The following is a 19,372-nucleotide window of genomic DNA, read 5'->3' on the forward strand; positions in this document are numbered from 1 at the left end:
CTCGGTGTACGGGTCGGTGCCCGCGTTCACGCCCAGCCAGGCGTTGGTGAGCTGGGCGAAGAACTCGTCCTCGTTGCGGGAGGAGTAGTTGGGACCGGGGTTGTCCCCGACCGGGTCGTACCAGTGCCCGTCCGGGAACTTCCCGGCCCACCCCTTCGCCTTCTGCGCGTCGAAGACGTCCTTGACGAGCCTCCGGTCCGCTGCGCCCAGTCCGACGCGGTGCACAGCGTGGGCGAACTCGTGGGTGACGGAGGAGTACCCGTCCGCGTAGACGGGTGCGCCGGGCACACTCGTGGTCTCTCCGAGCAGATTCTCCTCGCCGACACCCGTCCGAGGCCGGTCGTAGAGGCCACGCAGGGAAGCGAGGGTGCGGCCGTCCTTGGTGCGGTTGCCGTGCGAGGCCCGGAACGGGCCGTCAGCCGTCAGTGCCACGTCCCGCGGCACCACGTGGACCCGGTGGCCCCCGTTCAGGAGCCGCTCCGCCACGTCCGCGTCACCCAGCATGGGCGCGATGCGCCGCACGGCCTCGCGCCGCACCGACATCGGCTCGTGCACGCCCTCGGAGATCCGCAGCAGCAGCCGCGCCGCGGTGTCCGCGAAGTCCTCGGCGGACAGGGTGGTGCGCAGCTCCTGTACCAGCGGACGGTGCGAGGCCAGCGCCTCCAGGTCCCCGGCCGGCAGCAGCGCCAGCTCCTCGGCCCGCTCGCCCTGCTCCATCCCGGGCAGCCGCCCGGCCAGCTCGGCGAGGGCCGGGGTGAGCGGAGCCGACACGGACCCGTCCGCAGTCGGCTGAGTCTGCGACTGCGACTGCGGTCGCGTGCCGGTGGCCTGGGTGGCGTCCCCCTGGGTCGCGTCCGCCCGGGACACGACCGCACCGCTCGTCACCTGTTCCCGGGTGGGCGGCGCGTACCCGGTCCGCCCGCGCTGCCCGCGCGCCACGGGCCGGCCCACCGGGGGCAGCCCGCGCTGCCGCCGGGCGTCGTTGTAGAGGTCGAGGGACAGCTGCGCCAACGTGGTGTGCGTGCGCTCGATGCGTCGCGGATCGGTCTGGACCGCCTCCAGTGCACGTGCCTCCAGCCGGGCCACGGGCGGAGTGATCCGGGCCACCCCGTCCACGACGTTGCGTTCCATCTCCGTGTAGCTGGTGCGGACGCCCAGCGCCTCGTCCTGCCCGACGATGCGCGACGGGTGCGCGAGGAGCAGGTTCTCCAGATATTCCCCGATCGTCGGAGGCTCCAGGCTGTAGTCGCTCCAGCGCCCCGGCACCGGACGGCTCAGCACGTCAGCGGGAAGCGGGTGCCTGCTGGTCTGCCGGACTGCAGCCACGAAGGTGTCGGTAAGTGGGCCCGCCGCATTCTCCAGGAAGACCTGCGGCACCGGGTCCAGCCTTCGCCGGACCGCGGCGAGGAACTCGCGGGAGATGACGGCTGCGAAGTCCTTCGGCACCACCTGCCCGCCCCTGCCACCGCGCACCGCGGCGGCGACCTGGACGAAGCCGAGAGCGAGGACACCGCCCAACTCGTCCGCGTCCCAGGGCTGCAGTTCCGCAGCACGCCTCGGGTCCTCATCGAGCCACTGGCGGAACAGGCGCCGCCCCTGCCCGGCATAGGCCAATGCCGTCCGCCCGTCCTGGTACGCCGTCTCGAACAGCGGCGATTCCCGCCGCATGTGCGTGGTCACGTAGTCCAGGAAGCGCGGGATTCCGGCCAGCGGCGCGGTCGCCGTGTGGTGGACCACCATCTGGCCCCAACCGGCGTCGCGCGGTCGAACCGGCATGTTCCCCACCAGCGGGTCGACCTCATAGCCGACCGACGGGGGGAAGACGTTCCTCAACAGGGTGCCCGGCTCGGCGCTCTCCAACCTGCCCACCACGTCCCGGAAGGCGGCCAGCACGTCCGACATCTCGGCGCGCCCGTCGTCAGCGCCCCGCCGCAGGCCACGGGCCGGTTCGGTGACGACCTCCAGGACCGGGCCGCTGCCCTGCCCAGTGGTCAGGATGATGCCCAGCAGCGGCCCAAGCCTCACCACGCGGCCGTCGTAGTCGCCGAACGTCCTGTGGTCCTGCCCCGGCGGCAACACCATCTGCCAGGCGACCAGTTCGGCCTCGAAGCCACTGGCCGGGGCGAAGCCCTCCACCTCGACCGGGCGGGGGCCCGCCGGGATGAGCGACTGGGCCGGGCCGTGCGCCGCCGTTCCCTGTGCGGAGGCACCGCTCCGGTGCCGGGGCCGGGACGTCGCGTCGGGGGCACGGTGCGACTCGTGGAGCCGCCGCATCCGGTCCTGGACCGCTTCCTCCAGCCGCGTCACCGCGTCCCAGCGGCTGCTGCTCCGGCTCGCGGACCGCTGCCACTCGCGCACGGCCTGGAGCACGCCCGCCAGATCCTGGGCATTCGGGTGGCGTGGCAGACCGGCCACCGCCTCGTCGACGGCCCGCAACGCGCCCGTGCGCCGGTGTCCCGGTACGTCGGAGATCCGCCGCCAGTCCCGGACCGGGTCGAGGACCTCACGCCGCGAGGGGGGTGCCGGAAGGACGTCCGGCACCTGCTCGGCGTCGGCCGACTCGGGCTGCGTCGTCCCGGCCCCGGACTCGACGGCGCCGCTCGTCGTCACTTCCGTGGTGGACGGCTCCTGCACTTCCTGTCCGCGCTGCTCGTGCGTCGCGGACCGGTCCAGCGGGGGCAGCCCGCGCTGGCGCAGGGCCTCGTCGTAGAGGTCGCGCCCGACCTGCGCCAGCGTCTCGTCGGCGGGCCGGCCGGACTCCTGCGGCCGAACCTCCAACTGGAGAGCGGACAGGGCGGTTTCCGGAACGCCGGCCGCTGCCTCGACGTCCTGGGTGCCCAGGCCCAGCGCCTCGTCCTGCCCGACCTTCCGCAACGGCTCGGGCAGCAGCAGGTTCTCCAGGTACTGGCCGACCGTCGCGGGGCGCTCACCGTCCCGGCTCCGCTCCGCCGGCAGATCGAGTTCCATCGCAGGCGGCACGGACAGGCCGGCGCGTCCGAGCGTGTCCTCCAGTTCCAGGGCGAGCGGCCACGCTTCCGCCTCCAGGAAGGCACGCGGCGCCGGCCCCAGAGCCTGCCGGACCGTACCGAGGGACGCACGGGAGACGAAGGCCGCGTAGTCCCTCGGGGAGGGCGGCAGCTCGTGCCACTCGCGCACCACTGCGGCGATCTGGGTGTATCCGAGCGCCAGGGCACCGGCCAACTCGTCCTCGTCCCACGGCTTCACCTCGGGGGCGTGTTCGGGATGCGCCGCCAGCCACGTGGAGAAGGAGTGCCTGCCGCTCTCGGCGAACGTCGCCGCACCCTGGGCATCCTCGTGAACCGCCTGCTCCTGGGGCGAGCCCTCCCGCAGGGGTGCGGTGGCCTGGTCCAGGAACGTCAGGAGGCCGCTCAACGGGACGGTCGCGGCGAGGCGGGCCGGTTGCGGCTCCGCGGGGACCGGCGTCCGGGCCACGTCCGGCCCGGCAGTCGGCTCGGCAGTCAGCCCGGCAGCCGGCTCGGCGTAGTCCTCGGGAGCGGACGTCGAGTCCGACTCGGCCCGACCCTCCGGGACGGCCGGAGAGAACTGCTGGTCCGCATCCCAGGACGGCTGGGTTCCCAGCTCGTCCTGGCCGGCCCCGGCACCAGGAAGCGCGGAAGCTGGCCCGGACACCTCCTGCCCGGACACCTCCGACGGCAGGTGCTCCACATAGCGGTTGACCTCGTAATGCCCCGGCTCCGCTCCCGGCCCGTACAGCCACTCCAGGAGCGGCACCATGTCCGGAAGGCTGTCGCGGACCCACTGCGCACCGTTGTTCCGCGGCAACATGGTGTGCATGTCGTCGCCGCCGTTCACGCCCAGCCAGACGTTGGTCAGCTGCGCGAAGAACTCGTCCTCGTTCCACGACGAGTAGTTGGGATATCCGCCGAGCGGGCCGTGCCGGAGGCCGTCCGGCCAGGTACCGGCCTCCCCCCGCTCTTCCTTCTCCTTCTGCGCGTTGAAGACATCGGTGATGAGCTGCTTCTGCTCCCGGTTCAACGCCCCGTGACGAATCGCGTGCGCCAGCTCGTGGGTGAGGTCGGAGTGCCCCTCCTCCTCCCGGGAGAAGGAGGGATCGCCGGGCTGCTCCCCCAGCAGGTTCTCCTCCGATATGCCTACCAGTCCCTCGCGAACCCCCGGCTCAGCCGGATTGGTCCCGCCTCGAACGGCGACGTCGACGTGGCCGAAGCCCTCCACGTCCCGGAACGCCACGTCCTTGGGCACCACGACGAGGCGGTAGCGCTCGTCCTCGACCAGCTGCGAGGCGATCTCCGGGTTGCCCAGCATGACGGTCATCAGCGGAACAGCCGCGCGGCGTACGTCCACCGGCCGGTGCACCCGCGGATCGATCCGCAGCATCAGCAGCGCCGCGGTCTCGGCGTAGTCCCCGGGGGGCAGGTTCTGCCGCAGCTGCTCCATCAGCCGCTCGTCCCGGGTCAGTGCGCCCAGCTGCTCAGGGGGCAGCTGCGCCAGCACGTCGGCGCGCTCGCTCTGCTCCATGGAGGGCAGCTCATCGACGAGGGGGACCGCCGCCACGGGAGCGGCCTTTGGCGCGCTCTGGGTGGTGTCGTGCGCGGGGGGCTCGGCGGTGTCCGCGGCGGGCCGCGTCACCGGCTCGAGGTACAGGGCGGGACCTGTCGCCGAACGGTGCACGGAGAGCCCCGCCATCGCCTGCGCTAGGGCCTCGCCGGTGAGCGGGTTGCGCCTGTCCACCACCGGTTCGGTGCGGAGGCCGGCCTCCCATGTCGACCGTGTGGGGTGGGCCGGCTGGACGGTCACCAGCCCCGGCGCCTGCGGGTTGCGGAGGTCGGCGGTGATGCCGGCCCAGTCCGGGTACGCCAGGGTGGGCTGGCCGTTCCTCGCCGAGAACGGCCTCAGCACCTCCTCCTTGTAGTGGGCCAGTCCGGGCACCACGAAGATCGCCGGGTCGTTGAGATCCGTCCGCTCCCGCAACGGGTCGCGGTCCGCCAGCACCATCAACTCGTCCAGCGGCACCGACAGCGTCACGCTCTGCCCGGTGTTCCCGGGCAGGGTGATCTCTATGGTGCCGTCCTGCGGGGCGTTCGGCGCGTAGAGCACGTACGGGTTGCCGAGGCCGAACTCCGACCACGGCGCGTCCGCCGTCACGGGGCCGTTCGCCGTTATCGACTGGGCACGGGTCAGGTCAACCGGACGCAGCGCCACCCCGGAGAGGTTGCGGCCGACGCCGGGGCCCGTGGTGGGCAGGGCGCTCTCCGGCGCGTAGGCACCCAGTTCCCTCAGGTGCATCACGGCCAGCTCGGTGGGGTCGGAGATGTCCCAACCCAACGCCTGGGCCTTGGTCACCGTCTCCGTCAGGTGGTGCTCCCAGTGTTGCGACCAGTAGTCGCCCCAGAAACTCTCGTCCTGCGGCAGGTGCAGCACCTTCGTCGCGATCCGCTTCGCCGTCCCCGTGCTCTGCCAGGTGCGGACGGCCCGGCGCGCGGCGACGTTCGCCCACATGGCGCGGCCGACGTCGGCCGTGGTCACCGGCTCGTCGGCGGGCAGGAGCAGAACGGTGCGCACTCCCCGCTCGTCGAACGCCGACGTCCCGCCCGAGGTCGTGGGCAGGAACCGCTCCACGGCACCACGCAGCGCGGGGTCGTTCGCGTGGTCCACCAGTCCGGTGCCGCCGTCCGAACGCACACGTCGGTGCGCGGCGTCCAGGACCGCCAGGTAGTGCGTCCTGCTGCCCGCGCCGTGCGGGTCGCCGTACTTGCGGGCCAGGGTGGTCCAAAGGTCCAGCTGGAAGTCGGTGAACCCGCCCAGTTGCGGGTCCCTGACACGCAGGTTCTCCAACGCGCCGATGCCGGGCACCAGCCGGTCCCACCACAGCTTGGGGTCGTCCTCCGCGTGCAGACCGAACACCTTGCGCAGGGCGAGCCACAGGACCTGCGCGGTCTCCAGGCGGTGGCGCCCGGTCAGCCGGGCGCGGTCGGCGAAGGAGGTGAGCTGGCGCTCCTTCGGGTAGGGGCGGCTGTCCACGCGCCGGCCGAGGTTGCCCCGCGCGTCGGAAGTGAGCAGGAGCTGCCGCTCCGCCGGCCTGCCGTCCTTCTCGGCCAGGTCCGACCCGGTCGGACGGTCGTAGCCGGAGAACATGTGTCCCGACCGGGTGGAGCCCTCCTGGGCGAGGGAGGGCAGCCGCAGCTCGTCGTGGGCCCTCGGAGTCGGTGCGTGCAGCTTGGGTACGGCCAGCAGGGGCTCGGGCCACGGCACGACACCCCAGCACGCGTCCAGGTGGATCGAGAAGTTCTTCGGCACCCCGGAGGCCCTGGCCACGTCGGCCAGCAACTGCCCGCCCTGGTCGGCGGGGAGCAGTTCCTGCCCACCGTTCCTCAGCCCGACGAGGAACCCACCGGGAGTGGCGTGTCCGGCCATGAACACGGTCCGGGAGAGGTCCGGGCTCTCCACCGGCGCCGCCGGCTGGGTGAGCGTCTCACCCCGGTACCCGGCCCAAGCGCCCTTGGTGAACCCGCCGCGGGGGATCTCGTGGTGGAGCGAGAGCGCGGAGCGCTGCGTCATCTCCGACTCCCAGGTGCGCACCGGGTCTCCGGCCCAGGGGAAGAGTGTCCCGTGGATCTTTCCCTGCGGGTGCGGAACCGGCCGCAGCACCAGGTCGCTGGTGCGGAACGTCCGGCCGCTGACCGGAGTCCACACCCGTTCCGGCAACGTCAGCTCGGTGCCGGTCCAGCTGTAGTAGACCCAGCCTCCGTACGGCGCTTCCGGGTCGTCGTCCACGTTCGCGAGATAGGTCATCCCGTCCTTGCGCGCGAACGCCGACTTGCCGGTCACCGTGAACACCTGGTTGCCGCGCAGTTCGTTGCCGACGGCCCGCTGGGCGGCCGTGCCCTGCGCCGACAGGTCGTCCGTGACGAGCACCACCGGGGTGTCCGGCCCCATCGCTTTCAGCAGGCGGTCCTTCTTCAGGACCTTGCCGACCTTCGACCAGGTGACCCGCTTCCCGCCGATGTACGCCCCGTCCTCATCGCCATCGACCACCATGAAGTAGGCGTGCCTGCCCCAAGGGGCGTCCTGCTCCTTCCCGAGATGCGGGCGCTCACCGTGCCGCTGGCGCAGGAGCCGGATCTTGTCGGTCCGCAGGTCCGAGACCCGGACGTCGGTGAGGTTCCGCCCGACGGGGCCCCGGTGCAGTGCGCCGTCGTCACCCAGCAGCAGGCCGTCGAACAGGGTGTCGTCGGACAGCACCGCCTCGGTGACCGACCAGTCATCACCCGTGCGGGACGCCTCCGCGCGGCCACCGGAGGAGTGGGAGTGCCGGTGCGAGGTCGAGTGGCGCGGCATCCGCGTGACCCGCCCCTGGGCGTTCTCCGACTCCCTGGCCTCCGCCTCCAGGTCGGGGCCGAGGTCCTCGTCCTCGGAGAACTCCTCGACGGGCCGCTTGCCCGGCGCCGATGCGCTGCCGAGGTCGCTCGCCGGGCCGCTGCCGTCGCCGTCCCGCGCGGCCCGGGCCCTCGACAGCTCCTCCTCGGTGACCGGCTCCACGAAGACAGCGCGCGGCTCGGCCCCGAAGAACGTCTCCGGCTGCGCCTGCGGCGCTTCCACCGTGGTGGGCGCCTGCGTCGTGTCCGTGGGGGCGTGGAAGGCCGGGGCGCTCACCGTCGCCTGTCCGGGGGTTCCGACGGGCTCCGCGGTCAGTTCGGCCTCGCGTGGCACAGGGGCGGACGCTGTCGCGATCACCTCCCGCATGGGGACCGCCGCCGCCCACGCCGCGTCACCGGCGTCGCCGGACTCCAGGCGCAGCAGCGTGATCTCGATGATCTCGGTGTTTTCGGTGTTCTTGGTGTTCGTGCTGCCGGACTCCGGGCCCGCCGTCCAGACGCCACCGTTGGGCAGCACCACCGTCGTCCGGAGCCCGAGCACGGGTGCGACCGCTGCGAGCAGGCCCCAGTCGGAGGCCCGCTGCGGCGCACCGGACGCCTCCTGGCCGGCGACGGCGCCGTCGCCGGACCGCAGTGACGCGGCGAAGGCGGAGCGGTGCTCGTCGGTGTGCTCGCCGATGAGCGGCCTGTTGTCCTCGCCGGGCGCGGACAGGCGGTCGATCCACGGCCAGAACCGGCGGCCCATGGGCGGGTGGCGCAGGTCCGCCTCCAGCGCGCCCGCCACCAGGCCGGGCAGTTCGTCCACACCGGCGGGCCACGGGTGTCCGGCCAACTGGGCCGACCTCTCCGCGGCCACCTTGCTCACCGCGTACACCGCGTTCACCAGGTCACCGGCGGCGTCAGACCCGGGCAGTACGACCTCCGTCCGGCTGCTGAGCATCGCGGCCTGCGACGCGGTCAGGGCCGGCCGGCCGGACTGCCCGGTCTCCTGTGCCTGCGCCGCCCCGGGCTGCCCGGCTTCCTGCGCCTGTGCCCCGGCCACCGCGTCGGAGCCCGCTGCCTGCCCGGAGGTGGACACACGTGTCCCCTCGGCCGGGGGCAGGGAGTCCCGGGCGGCGGACGCGGTGCCCTGGGTGCCCCTGTCGGCGCCGGCAGGCACGCTCTCGGTGCGGCTCGTCCCGACGGACGGGCCGGCATGTGCGGTCTCGGACGCGGTGGTCGGCACTGAGCGGGTGGGGGCGGCATGAGCCGTCTGACCGGCACCCTCCGTGACGTACTCCGCAGTCGCCCCCGCAGCACTCTCCGCGACCGGCTCCGCGGCGGACTCCGCGCCACCCTCCACGGCCGACTCCGCGACCGAACCCGCGGCCGACTCCGCGACCGCATCGGTGCCGAAGACCGAGTCCACCAGGGAGGCGAACACGGTGGTCTGCGCGTCGCCGTCCGGGTCGGTCACCGTGAGGCGGGGCGGCAGGACGGGGCGGCGCGGCAGGCCGAGTTCCTGCACCAGGCGGCGCGGCAGCAGCGCCTTGTAGGTGTCGCCGTCCAGCAGCACGTGCACCGACGGCAGGTCGCCCGGCACCTCGTCCTCGGTCACCGCGCCGGTGACGCCGGGGTGGAAGACGAACACGCCCTGGTCGGGCACGACCACGTGCACCGACACGTTGTGCCGGTGGGCGAACAGCTGCGGTGCGAGGTCCATGGCGGAGTTGTCGTAGCCGGCCGTCGGCACGTCCAGGGCCCCGGTCTTCACCTCGGTGCCGCCCGGCCGTTCCAGCTGGCGTGCCAGCAGCTCCGCGCGCTGCTCGGGCGTCGTCGGCACGTTGAAGTGCACCACGCCCTCTTCGTCGAACTCCTTCTGGTGCGCGTCCTTGCCCGAGGTGTCGAGCACGCCGAGTCCGGCGGCGGCGAGATCGTCCGGTGTGAAGACGTCGTCCGGCTCGCGCTCGGCCCAGTCCGCGACCAGCTCGGGGTTCGTCCGCACCCAGTGGGCCAGGTCGGCGCGGACCTGCGCGGCCCGCTGCGCGGAGGTGACGCCCTCGTACGGGTTCTGCGCCAGTCCGGCGTGGTCCAGCGCGGCCAGCCCCGCGTCCAGGGACAGCGGCAGGCCCTCGCCCTTGGTGGCCTCCGGGGTGCGCACGCTGTGCGGGTCGAAGACGTCGTAGACCGTTCCGTCCGGGCCGGTGTAGCGGGTCACCGCGTCCTCGCCGGGCTCCCGTACCGGCTCGAAGCGCACCAGCGCGTCCAGGGCCTCCTTCCACCGGAGCGCTTCCCGCTCGGCGTCCGACAGGTCCCGGGTCGCCCTCGTCGCGGGCAGCGCCGACGGCTGCGGGAACCGCTGCGGGTCGGTGGCGAAGTCCAGTACCGCCTGCTTCACCTTCGCCCGGTGCAGCTGGTTCTCCAGCCGCTTCACCTCGTCCCGGTGCTCCTCCTCGGTGGCGACACCGTGCGCGCCACCGGCCGCCGTCGAGACGCCCCGCCAGGCCGTGTCCCTCAGCATCCGGAGGTCGGCCACCTCGCCGGGGCTCGTGTCCAGCAGACCACCTGTGGACAGGTGGGCGCGGACCTCCTGCGCCAGCGCCCGGCGGGTCTCTGCCTCGGCCTGCCCGCGGACGTCGTCCTCGCCGCCGGTGCTGCGCACCTCCCGGTCCAGCCGGGCCAGCTCCTCGTCGAGGGCCTGACGCATGTTCTCGGCGGTACGTACCGCGTCGCCCAACGCGCGCTGAAGGTAAGCCAACTCGCCACCGCGTACCGTGACCAGGTCCGCGTCCCCCGCGTTCCGCGCCGCGTTCAGCTCGGCCCGCTTGTTCCGGATCAGCCCTCGCAGCGCGTCCGCCTTCAGCCGCTCCCGCACCTCCAGGTGCTGCGGCGGCACCTGCTGGCCGGCCCACCAGTCGCCGGGCGAGTCGGCCATCGCGATCAGATCCCGGATCTCCCGGCTCCGGTGGACGGGCACCTCCGGCGGCGCCTCGTGGGGCGACGGCGCCGCCACGTCGCCCTCCACCGGGGCGAGGGGATGCTGGGCGGCCTTCAGCTCCTCGTCCCGCTCGTTCGGCTTCCACTCGGCCGGCGGCCGGCCGGTGCGGGTCGCCGGGTCCTGCTGGTACCACTCCGTCAGCTTGTGCGCCGACCACTTCGCCTTGGCGTGATCGGCTCCCAGCCGCTCGTAGGCGTCCCGCAGCCCGGCCCGCTCCACCAGCTGTTCGCCCAGCCGCCGGGTGACGCCCTCGTACCGCTCGTGCAGCGACTGAGCGGACACCTCGGCCCGCTGCGGCCCGCCCAGCAGGTCGTACAGCTCCTCGTAGATCCGCTCCACGCGGATGTCGGCCGCTTCCCTCTGCACCGAGTTCTCGCGGATCTTGTCGTGGAGCGTGTCGACGTGCTCCCAGGCGGTGGCGACCACCTTGGGGTAGGTGCTGTCGTCGATCAGCCCGTACTCCCGCGCCAGCCGCTCCGGCACCATCGCGTACAGCGGTTCGTCGTCGACGAACGACGACGCGAAGGCCTCGGCCCCCTCGTGCCCGGTGTGCATCCGCCCACGGACGCCCCGGTGCAACAAGCTCGTGAACTGCTTCACCGAGTTCTTGCCGACCGCCCCCCTCACCTCCTGCACCGGGGAGGGCAGTTCGACCAGCAGCTGCGGCTCGTTGGCCTGGACTCCCCGCACCTGGTAGACGGACTTGCCCACGTGCTGGTTGGCCCCGCTGTCACCGACGCCGAGCACCGGCACGTTGTCGCTGGGGAAGCTGTTGCCGGTCGTGGTGCCCGCGTTGAAGGCGGGGTGCCCACTGAGCGACAGCGCCGCCTCCATACCGGAGGCGCCCTGTTCGAACTGGTGGCTGTCCGCCACGTGACCGTCGGTGTACTGCGCGAAGGTGCGCGTGGCGCCGATCACCTTCAGGCCGGCTCCCTCGGGGAACTGCCAGTGCACCACCACGTCCGCGTACGCGGCTCCCACGGCACCGCCGTCGTGGATCCTCGGCAGCTGGTAGCCATCCTGGCTCAGGGCGGCCCGCCCCTCCAGCCGCAGCGCGCGGGAGCCGAGCAGCCGGCTCAGCTCGGTCTGGGCCTGGGTGCCAGGGCGCGTCAGGGACGTGTGGTCCCGGCCGTGCAGCAGCGGGTTCCGGGCCGCCCGGTCGCGCACGTCGCGCCACCACTTCGGGGTGATCCGCAGGCCGGTTCCGCCGCCGGACACACGTGTCCCCGACGCCCCGGTCCCGGTCCGGGCCTCGGGCGCGGGCTCCGCCGTGACGGTGGTGACGATGTAGGCGTCGGAGGTGCCGGCGAAGATGAGGCCGGCCGGGTTCCGGGAGAGGCCCGGCGCGGACGCGTCCCTCCCGGACTCCTCCGCCTCCCGGATCTCTTCCACGGACAATCCCGTGGTCACGGTGATGGCGTGTGCGGGGCCGGGATCTGCCACGAGGGTGGTGAGGGCCCCCGTCGCGGGGTCGCGGACGAGGTCACCGAGCGGGATTGCCTCCGCGTTGCGGAAGGTCGCCGGGACGAAGGACGCCGAGGATGCCGAGGACGCGTCGTCGGCGGTGGCGTCAGCGGGACGCGTCGTGACCGCGTCGCCGCCCTGGGCCGGCGGCTGCTCGCGGTACCAGTTGAACGCGCGGTCCAGCACGGCCTCGGTGTGCTTCTCCCGCTGGAGACCGCCCGGGCCGTTGAGCAGGGTGACCTGCTTGTCCTGGAGCAGCCGCACCAGCGGGTCGTCCTGGGGCGCGGCCCTCCGCTCGCCGGGGCGGACCGGGACGACGACGGGCTCCTCCTCCGCCCGCCTCCGCACCGTCACCCCGGTGCTGTCCGGCCGGGCGGTCTCCGTGACGTCGGCTCCAGGGCCGGTGGCGACCCCCGAGCCGACGGTGTCGGCGGCGGCGTCCGGATCTATGACGGGCAGCACCAGCAGGTCCGGGTACAGCTCGCTGAGCTGGCCGGCGGACTCCCTCACCCTGATCTGGGTGCCGTCGTCCCGGGTGTAGATCAGCTCCAGCTCGATCGGTACGTCGAACTCCCAGTCGCCCGGCATGCCCAGGGCCGGATTGCGGGTCACCTCGTGGGTCGAGGTGATGCTCTGCGCGTTGGGCGTGGCCGCCGCCACACCGGGGGAGACCAGGATGTTGTGACCCTGGGCGTCGCCCGAGGCGTCGTTCTTCTCGGTGCCGACGACCCCGATGAGGGGCATCGTCAGCTTCTTCGTCCGGGTGATGCCCCGGGTCCCCGACTCCTTCTCGGAGAGGACCAGTTCCTGTTCCACGTCGACGTTGTGGTGGGCGCCCCGGTACCGCGGCTCAGCCCGGTGGAGGCGCACCCGCACGGTGCCGCTGAGCGACCCGAGGTTGAGGTGCCGGTCGATGAACTGGTTGTGGTAGTGCCGGGACGCCAGCCCCTCCGGTGCGCTGAGCTGGTCGTGCAGGCTCCTGATGACGTGCGGGTCGCGCAGCAGAAAGGCGAACTGGTCCCGCAGCCCGCCCAGGTCGCGGATGCCGCTGGCAGGCAGCACCTTGGCCAGCTTCCTGGACGTGAGGGCCCGCTGGAAGGCGGCCAGCACCTCGCGGGCGTCGAGTGCCCCCTCGACCGTCGCCAGGATCGGCGTCGGCAGCAGTGGCCGGACGGCCGGCAGCGGTTTCGGCCTGTCCAGGCCGTTGCTGGCCAGTCCCAGGGCCGTGGCCGACGTGAGGTCTCGCAGGGCCGTCGTCTTCGACTGGACGAGGACGCCGCCGACCGCCTCGTGCTCCTTGGCGAACGGCTTGTTGGACTTGACCCTGACGGTGACGACATAGGTGGTGCTGTCGTGCTGGGTGAGCGCCTGCCGTCCGCCCCGGGTCTGGCCGACCTGGAAGGTGAAGGAGAGCCCCTCCGACGCCCCCCGGCTCTGCACCCGCTGCCACGGCGTCCAGGCGGGGCCCGTGATGATCGTTGCCGGCAGCGCGTCCGGCGTGCTCCCGTTGACGCCGCCCCAGCCGGACAGCCGGAGAGAGGCCTCCCAGCCGCGCTTGCCGCTGACGCCGCTGCCCACGGAGATGCTGCCCCCGTAGCCGGCCTCACCGTGCAGACCGCGGTCCACGATGTGCCGGACGTGGTGCCCCTGCTGGAGAGCGGCGATGTCCACCTCGGCCTCGCCGCCGAAGAACCGTCCCGTGACCTTGATCCGCATCGCGGACCACTGTCCGGCGGTCATGGTGGCCAGGTGCGACTCCAACTGCCCCGCATGGAGTGACAGGTCGATGGTCTGCCGCTCCGTGGTACCGGTCGCCGAGAACGTCCACTGGGTCTCCTTCGGCGAGATGGCCGCCAGCAGGCTCGCGATGAGGTCCGCCAGCGGCTTCATGTGCCCGACCCGCAGCGGGACGTGGTGGAAGTGCTCCTCCGGCCGGGACGGGCGCTGGGCGAGCGCGTCCCGCAGCGCCCGCGCCTGCACCTCGGGAAGCACCCGGGAGGGGGGCGCCGGCGGCGCGCTGTGCTGGGCCCGCTCCTGGCCCTGGCCGACGGGTGCCGCGTCGGGCAGCGACTGCTTGCGGACGCTGCGCAGGCTGTGCGGCATCACCGCGTCCGGGACGCGGACCACCGCTCCGACCCGCATCCGCAGCGCCCCGTCCCGCCGGGTGCCGAGCTGGACGGGCACGACCTCGGGCTGTGCGTCGGGGGCCGCGCTCCGCGGCTCGACGTCCTGCCACTGCCCGTCGGCGAGCGGCACGTCCGTGGGCCCCTTGCGCAGCGCGTCCCCGGTGACCCAGCGCACCGGAGTACGCGGCAGGCGGTGTTCCTCCGCCCTCACCTCCAGGACGAACCTCGTGCCGAAGACGTGCACGCCCGAGTCCGAGACCGTCCCGCCGTCGAACGTGGCGCCGAGCCCCGCCTCGCCCCGGCGCGACGAGGACGAGGAATAGCTCACCCCGCCGCCGGGCATGAACCGGCCCCCGTCGAACCTCGGCCCGCCGTCGGCGCCCCCGGTCACGCTCCAGCTCTGGCCGGTGCTGGAGGAATTACCCGTCTCGGAGCCGCCGCGGTAGGCCCCGCGGGTGTTCACGCGTTCGGTGCCCTTCCACTTGAAGTCCTCCCAGCTGGTGCCGCCGATCTTGAGGACGAGCGTGCGCTGGGACAGCGTGCCGGGGCGCCGCAGCTCGACGACGTAGGTGGCGTTCTCCTCGTCGAACGTCGTGCGCATCCGCGTGTTCAACGACGACGGCGAGAACCCGAAGTCCCCCAACTGGTTGTTGCGGAGCGCGTTGATCGCCTTCCGGTGCATGGTGTCGTACCGGGGCATGACCGGCCGCCGGCCCGGCACCGGCCGGTGGCGCACGGCGGCCCACCCCGCCCGCCGGGCGTCACCCATCCGCACCTTCGCCTTCCTGAGCGGCGGCGAGAGCGTGTGCTTGGCGCGGTTCACGCCGCGCCGGAACCCGGACGGGTCCGGGGCGACGTAACCCCGGAGGCCGGGGTCGGCGTGCAGCACGTCGAAGATGATCCGCTTCAGCTCCGCGGGCACGGTCAGAGCGGGCTCATCGCCCACGGGAGAGGGGCCCTCCTCCGCCGGGCGGGCGAGCGGCGAGCGCGGCACCTGGAGCCGTTCCGACACGGGGGGAGCGGAGCTTCCCCGGCGCCGGTCGCGGAGCTGGAGCGGAAGCTCCCGCGGGCGCTCCGACGCCCCGGTCACCGTCCCGGCCCGCGGCCTGCGACCACGCGGGACGCCGAGCTGCGCCTCGGACCCCGCGGCGTCCGAGGACCCGACCAGCCCTTGGTCGCCCACCTCGTGCTGCGCCGACCTGGTACGGCGGTGCAGCGGGGAGGACCACCGCGTGCCGTCGCTCACCGGCGTACTCGTGCCGCTCCGCGAGGAGTTGGCCCGCGTCCTGGGCGACAGGCCCAGCAGGGGAGAGCGAGGCTGCCGGGGCTGCGTCCGCGGCTCGTCGAGCAGCTCGGCGCGGCTCACCAGCATCTCGACGCCGTAGTACATCAGCGCCATCGGGTGGCGTCCGCGCAGCTCGGGCGGCAGCTCGGGCACGTGCAGCGGCTCGCCGTCCGCGCCCTTGACCTTCCGCTCGGGGTCCCAGCCGCCCAGCTTCCGCGCCTCGCTCCGGGTGGTCTGGAGCCGGACGTCACCGTGGAAGGACGCCGCCAGGTTCTTGGGGGCGGTGCCCTTCTCCTCCAGATGCGGCGGCAGGTCGTAACCGGCCAACTCGTGCGGCGCGCGGACCCTCAGGTGCAGCTCGACCGGCCCCTGGTAGAGGCCCTTGGTGCCCTGGTCCTCCCGTCCCGTGTACACGCCGCCGCTGTGCGAGATCGTGTTGGCGTCGCTCCTGCTCGTGCCGAGCGTGAGGCCGCCGCTGGCCATCGCCCGGAAGAGCGGCACGTTGGCCCCTATGCCTCCGCCGATCGTGACCGAGAGGCTCTTGTTCAACGCTCGCTCGTAGGAGACGGCGGGCGTGTACTCCTTCTCGTTCCGCAGCGTGGAGTCGTAGACCGGGCGTTCGAGAGACGCTTTCTTCCCCGTCGCCGGCCGCACCCACCATTCCACGTAGCCGGCAACCCTGCCCTTGTTCGTCTGGATCGGAACCGTGGTGACCGGGCTCTGGTTGGCCTGGAACATCTCCTCGCTGAGCCGGGACTCCTGGAAGCTCTTGAGCACCTGGTCGACGCCGATGTCCTCCAGGACGAGGCCGTTGAACGTGCGCAGGGTCCCCACCAGCCACTGCAGCATCGCCGGGGCGACGGTGAGCTGGCCCGTGGCCTGGTCCGGCAGCTTCCCGTCGGCGAACTCGATGGTGCGGGGCAGACCCTGGGGCTTGGCCGGCACCTTCTTGGTCATGCCGTCCGGCACCACCCACTCGAAGCCGTCGCGGACCACGAACCGCAGGACGTGCGGCGTCTGCTCCCCCGCGGCCGGCGACGGCACCAGCGCACCGTCAGCGAAGCGCTGGTCGTACAGCTCGACGTCGTACAGCGCCTTGTTGATGTATGCCTTGCCGCCCTCGCGGTCCCGCACCTGGCGGGTCTCCTGGGCGGCCTGCTGGAAGGTGCTCTTGTGCTGCTCCCGGTTGTGGGAGAAGTTGACATCGAAGCGGAAAAAACCACTGGGATCGCCCATCGGCGGCCAGAAGCCACCGCCGAGGGCGACGGCGCCCGGGGAGTCCTTCTGGACCGCGCGGACGCTCTTGTCGTGGGCGCGCTGCCGCTGGTGCACCTTGGGGCCGGCCATGGCCACGGTGTCCTCGGCGCTTCCGGTGCCCTGGGTGCCCTGGGCGACCTTGGGGCCCTCGTAGACCGCGTAGTCGCCGAAGTTGCGCATCCGGATCTTGGCCAGCCGCCAGACGCCGTCCGCGCCCCGGAACGTGACCGTCTTCCCGTCGCCCGCCCGGCCAGGTTCGGTCGCGTGCTGCCTCTCGCCCGGTGTCCGGGGGATCTGGCCCAGCAGGTTGTGCGGCCGGGACCTCATGTCGCCCAGCAGCTCGCCGTACAGCCGTCCCCGGTCCTTCGGATGCGGCCGGAGGGCGTCGACGATCTTCTCCGCCACCGTCTCCGGCTCGTGCAGGATGACCTGGGTGCCGCTCTCCCGGACGGCGTGCTTGCGCAGGCTGCTGCCGTCCGCGAAGGTCTGCACATCGCTCTCGTCGAAGGACGGGTCGCCCGCGCCGCCGGGCCGGACCACGTACATGGCCCGGACCGTGTCGAAGGCGGCGGCCTCGGCGGGCAGCGGCACCGTGCCCGCCACCAGGTCCTCGGTACGGGGGGCGGAGGTGCTGGTGGCGATGCCGGTGGAGGCTGTGCTGCTGCTGGTGGCACCGGTGGCGGTGCCTGTGGTGCCGGACCGGTCCGACGAGGACGCGCCCGTGCCCATCCGCCCCTGCCGCTGCCCGAGGAACACCTCGCGGTGCAGGGTGCGCAGGTAGTCCAGCGCCCGGTCGTACGCCGGCCCGTCCTCGTAGAACCAGTCCTCCGCCGAGCGCTCCGGGAGCCCCATGAGGTCCCACGCCTGGTGGCGGCGGCGCACGATGAACTGCGCCCAGGAGCGCTGCTCCGACTCCGTCATCGGGCGCAGGTCCCCGGCGGGTACCGTCTCCGGGACGGTGGTCGGCACGGCCGGGTAGCCATGGAGCCTGTGCTCCTGTCGCGGCGGCCGGTTGCCGTGCCGCAGGCGCCACCAGGTGCGCCGGTTCTCCAGGTTCTGGACGGTGGCACGCAGGGTGCGCAGCTCCTCGCTGTAACCGACGCCCAGTTCGGACTCGGTGTCCGCCGCCAACCCCTCGCGGGAGCGGCTGCTCGCCGTGTCGCTGTCCGTGGTGCCCGTGGTGCTCGCGGAGTCCGTCGTGCTGCCGTCGCTGCCGCCGGTGCCCTCGGTGCCCTGGTCGGACCGGTTGTCGTCGAGGTCCTCGGCGGCGGCGGAACGGACGGAGTTCTCCCGTCGGACCGGCTCGGCCACCCCGTCGCCGGACACGGCGGACTGAGACGTCCGCGTCTGCTGCCCCTCCGGCGCTTCCCGGGTTCCCTGGGTTTCCTGCGCCGATTGCGCCGTGTGCGCCTGCGGGGCGGAGTCGGTGACCGCCGTGGGGCCGCCCTGTTCCTCCCGGGCGACGGAGGAGACTGAGGAGTCGTCCTCGGAGGGCTCGCGGGGGCCGCTTGCCGCCTTGTCGGCGGTCCCGGCGGTGGTCTCGGCCACCTCGGTCCCGGCCTCGCCGACGGTCTCCTCGGTGGCCTCGGTCCCGGTCTCGCTGGCGGTGTCGTCAGCGGTGTCGCTCAGCGTCCCGCCGACGGTCTCGTCGGCCTCGACGGTTCCGGCCCCGGGCCCGGCGTGGGCGCCGTCCCGCCGGTCGCCGCCCACCCGGCCGTCGGACCGATCGCCGTCCGGCCTCGCGTCGGCCTCGTCGTTGTCCACCCGCGCGTCGGAGTCGTCCGCCGCCTGGGCGGTCCGCTGCCGGTGGTCTGACACCCCGGCGGCGAACCGGTCGCCGGTCGCCGCCTCCGCCGCCGTCCAGGAGGACGCCAGCGACGCCGGTGCCCACAGCCAGCGGGACAGCTCGCGGGCGTCGGTACCCAGCTCGGTGAGCCGGTCCTCGTCCAGCCCGTGCCGCCGTGCGAACGCGTCGGCCGCCGCGCCCATGTCCCGCAGCGCGGGCCCGGCCCACGCCTCGAAGTCGAAGTGCGCCGGCAGAGCGGCGCTCAGGACGTCGGCACGCCGGTCCCACGTGCTCACCTGGGCATTCAGGCCGCTCGGCGCGCCGATACGCGCGTCGAAGGTGTCACGGAACGCGGCGTCGCTCTGCCGCGCGTGGTCCTCGCGTACCCGCTGTACCGCCTCCGGCGCCGGCGTCTGGCCGGGGTGCTGCTCCTGCCAGGCGGCCAGCTGCTCATCGAAGCGGCGGGTGGCCTCCGCCTGCGCGGCCCGGCGGCCCAGCTCCTGGGCGAACTTCGTGTGCAGCCTGTCCGCATCGGTGACCCGGGAGTGCTGCGTACGCCACTGGGACGTCCAGTAGTTCTGCCCGAGGTCGCCCCGCCAGTGGTTCCAGTGGTCGAACACCCGGTCGACCCCGCCCGGCACGAAGCTGCCCTCGGAGAAGAACCGGTCGAACACCGCGGCCGCCGTCTGCGCCGTCTCGACCTCCAACGGCAGCCGGACGGAGGCGTCCAGCCCGGCGCCGGAGGCGACCCCGAAGCGCTGCTGGAACGCCCCGCCGACCAGCCCCTCCTCGCCCTCCCAGGACCGGACGGCCTTCTCCACCTGCCGCACGGCGTCCTGCTGGACGGCACGGCGGGCGGCGTGGTGCAGCAGCCGGCCCGGGATACGGGCGGCCACGTCGGCGTACCGCTGCTCCCAGTCGGCCCTGGCACTGCCGGTGGCGTTCCGCGGCGGCGCGTCCTGGAAGGTCAGGTCGAACGCGGTCCGCAGCTCGCTCTCGGCCTGCGCGTACACGGCGGCCACGTCGGCCTGCGACAGCACCGCCTCCACCGGCACGCCCGGTGCCAGCACCTTCAGCAGCGGGCCGAGTCGGGTGGGCAAG

1 protein-coding gene (running past both ends of the window) is annotated in these 19,372 nt (G+C 73.2%); it reads right to left on the minus strand.

All 19,372 nt of this window come from inside a single coding sequence — locus IO40_RS36905, hypothetical protein, on the minus strand. Of the gene's 69,660 coding nucleotides, 9,464 precede the window and 40,824 follow it; the stretch shown corresponds to coding positions 9,465–28,836, spanning codon 3,155 (partial) through codon 9,612 (complete); reading right to left, the first codon wholly in view occupies window positions 19,369–19,371. The start codon and the stop codon both lie outside this window.

Source organism: Streptomyces albus subsp. albus (genome assembly GCF_000725885.1).
Lineage (GTDB): Bacteria > Actinomycetota > Actinomycetes > Streptomycetales > Streptomycetaceae > Streptomyces > Streptomyces albus.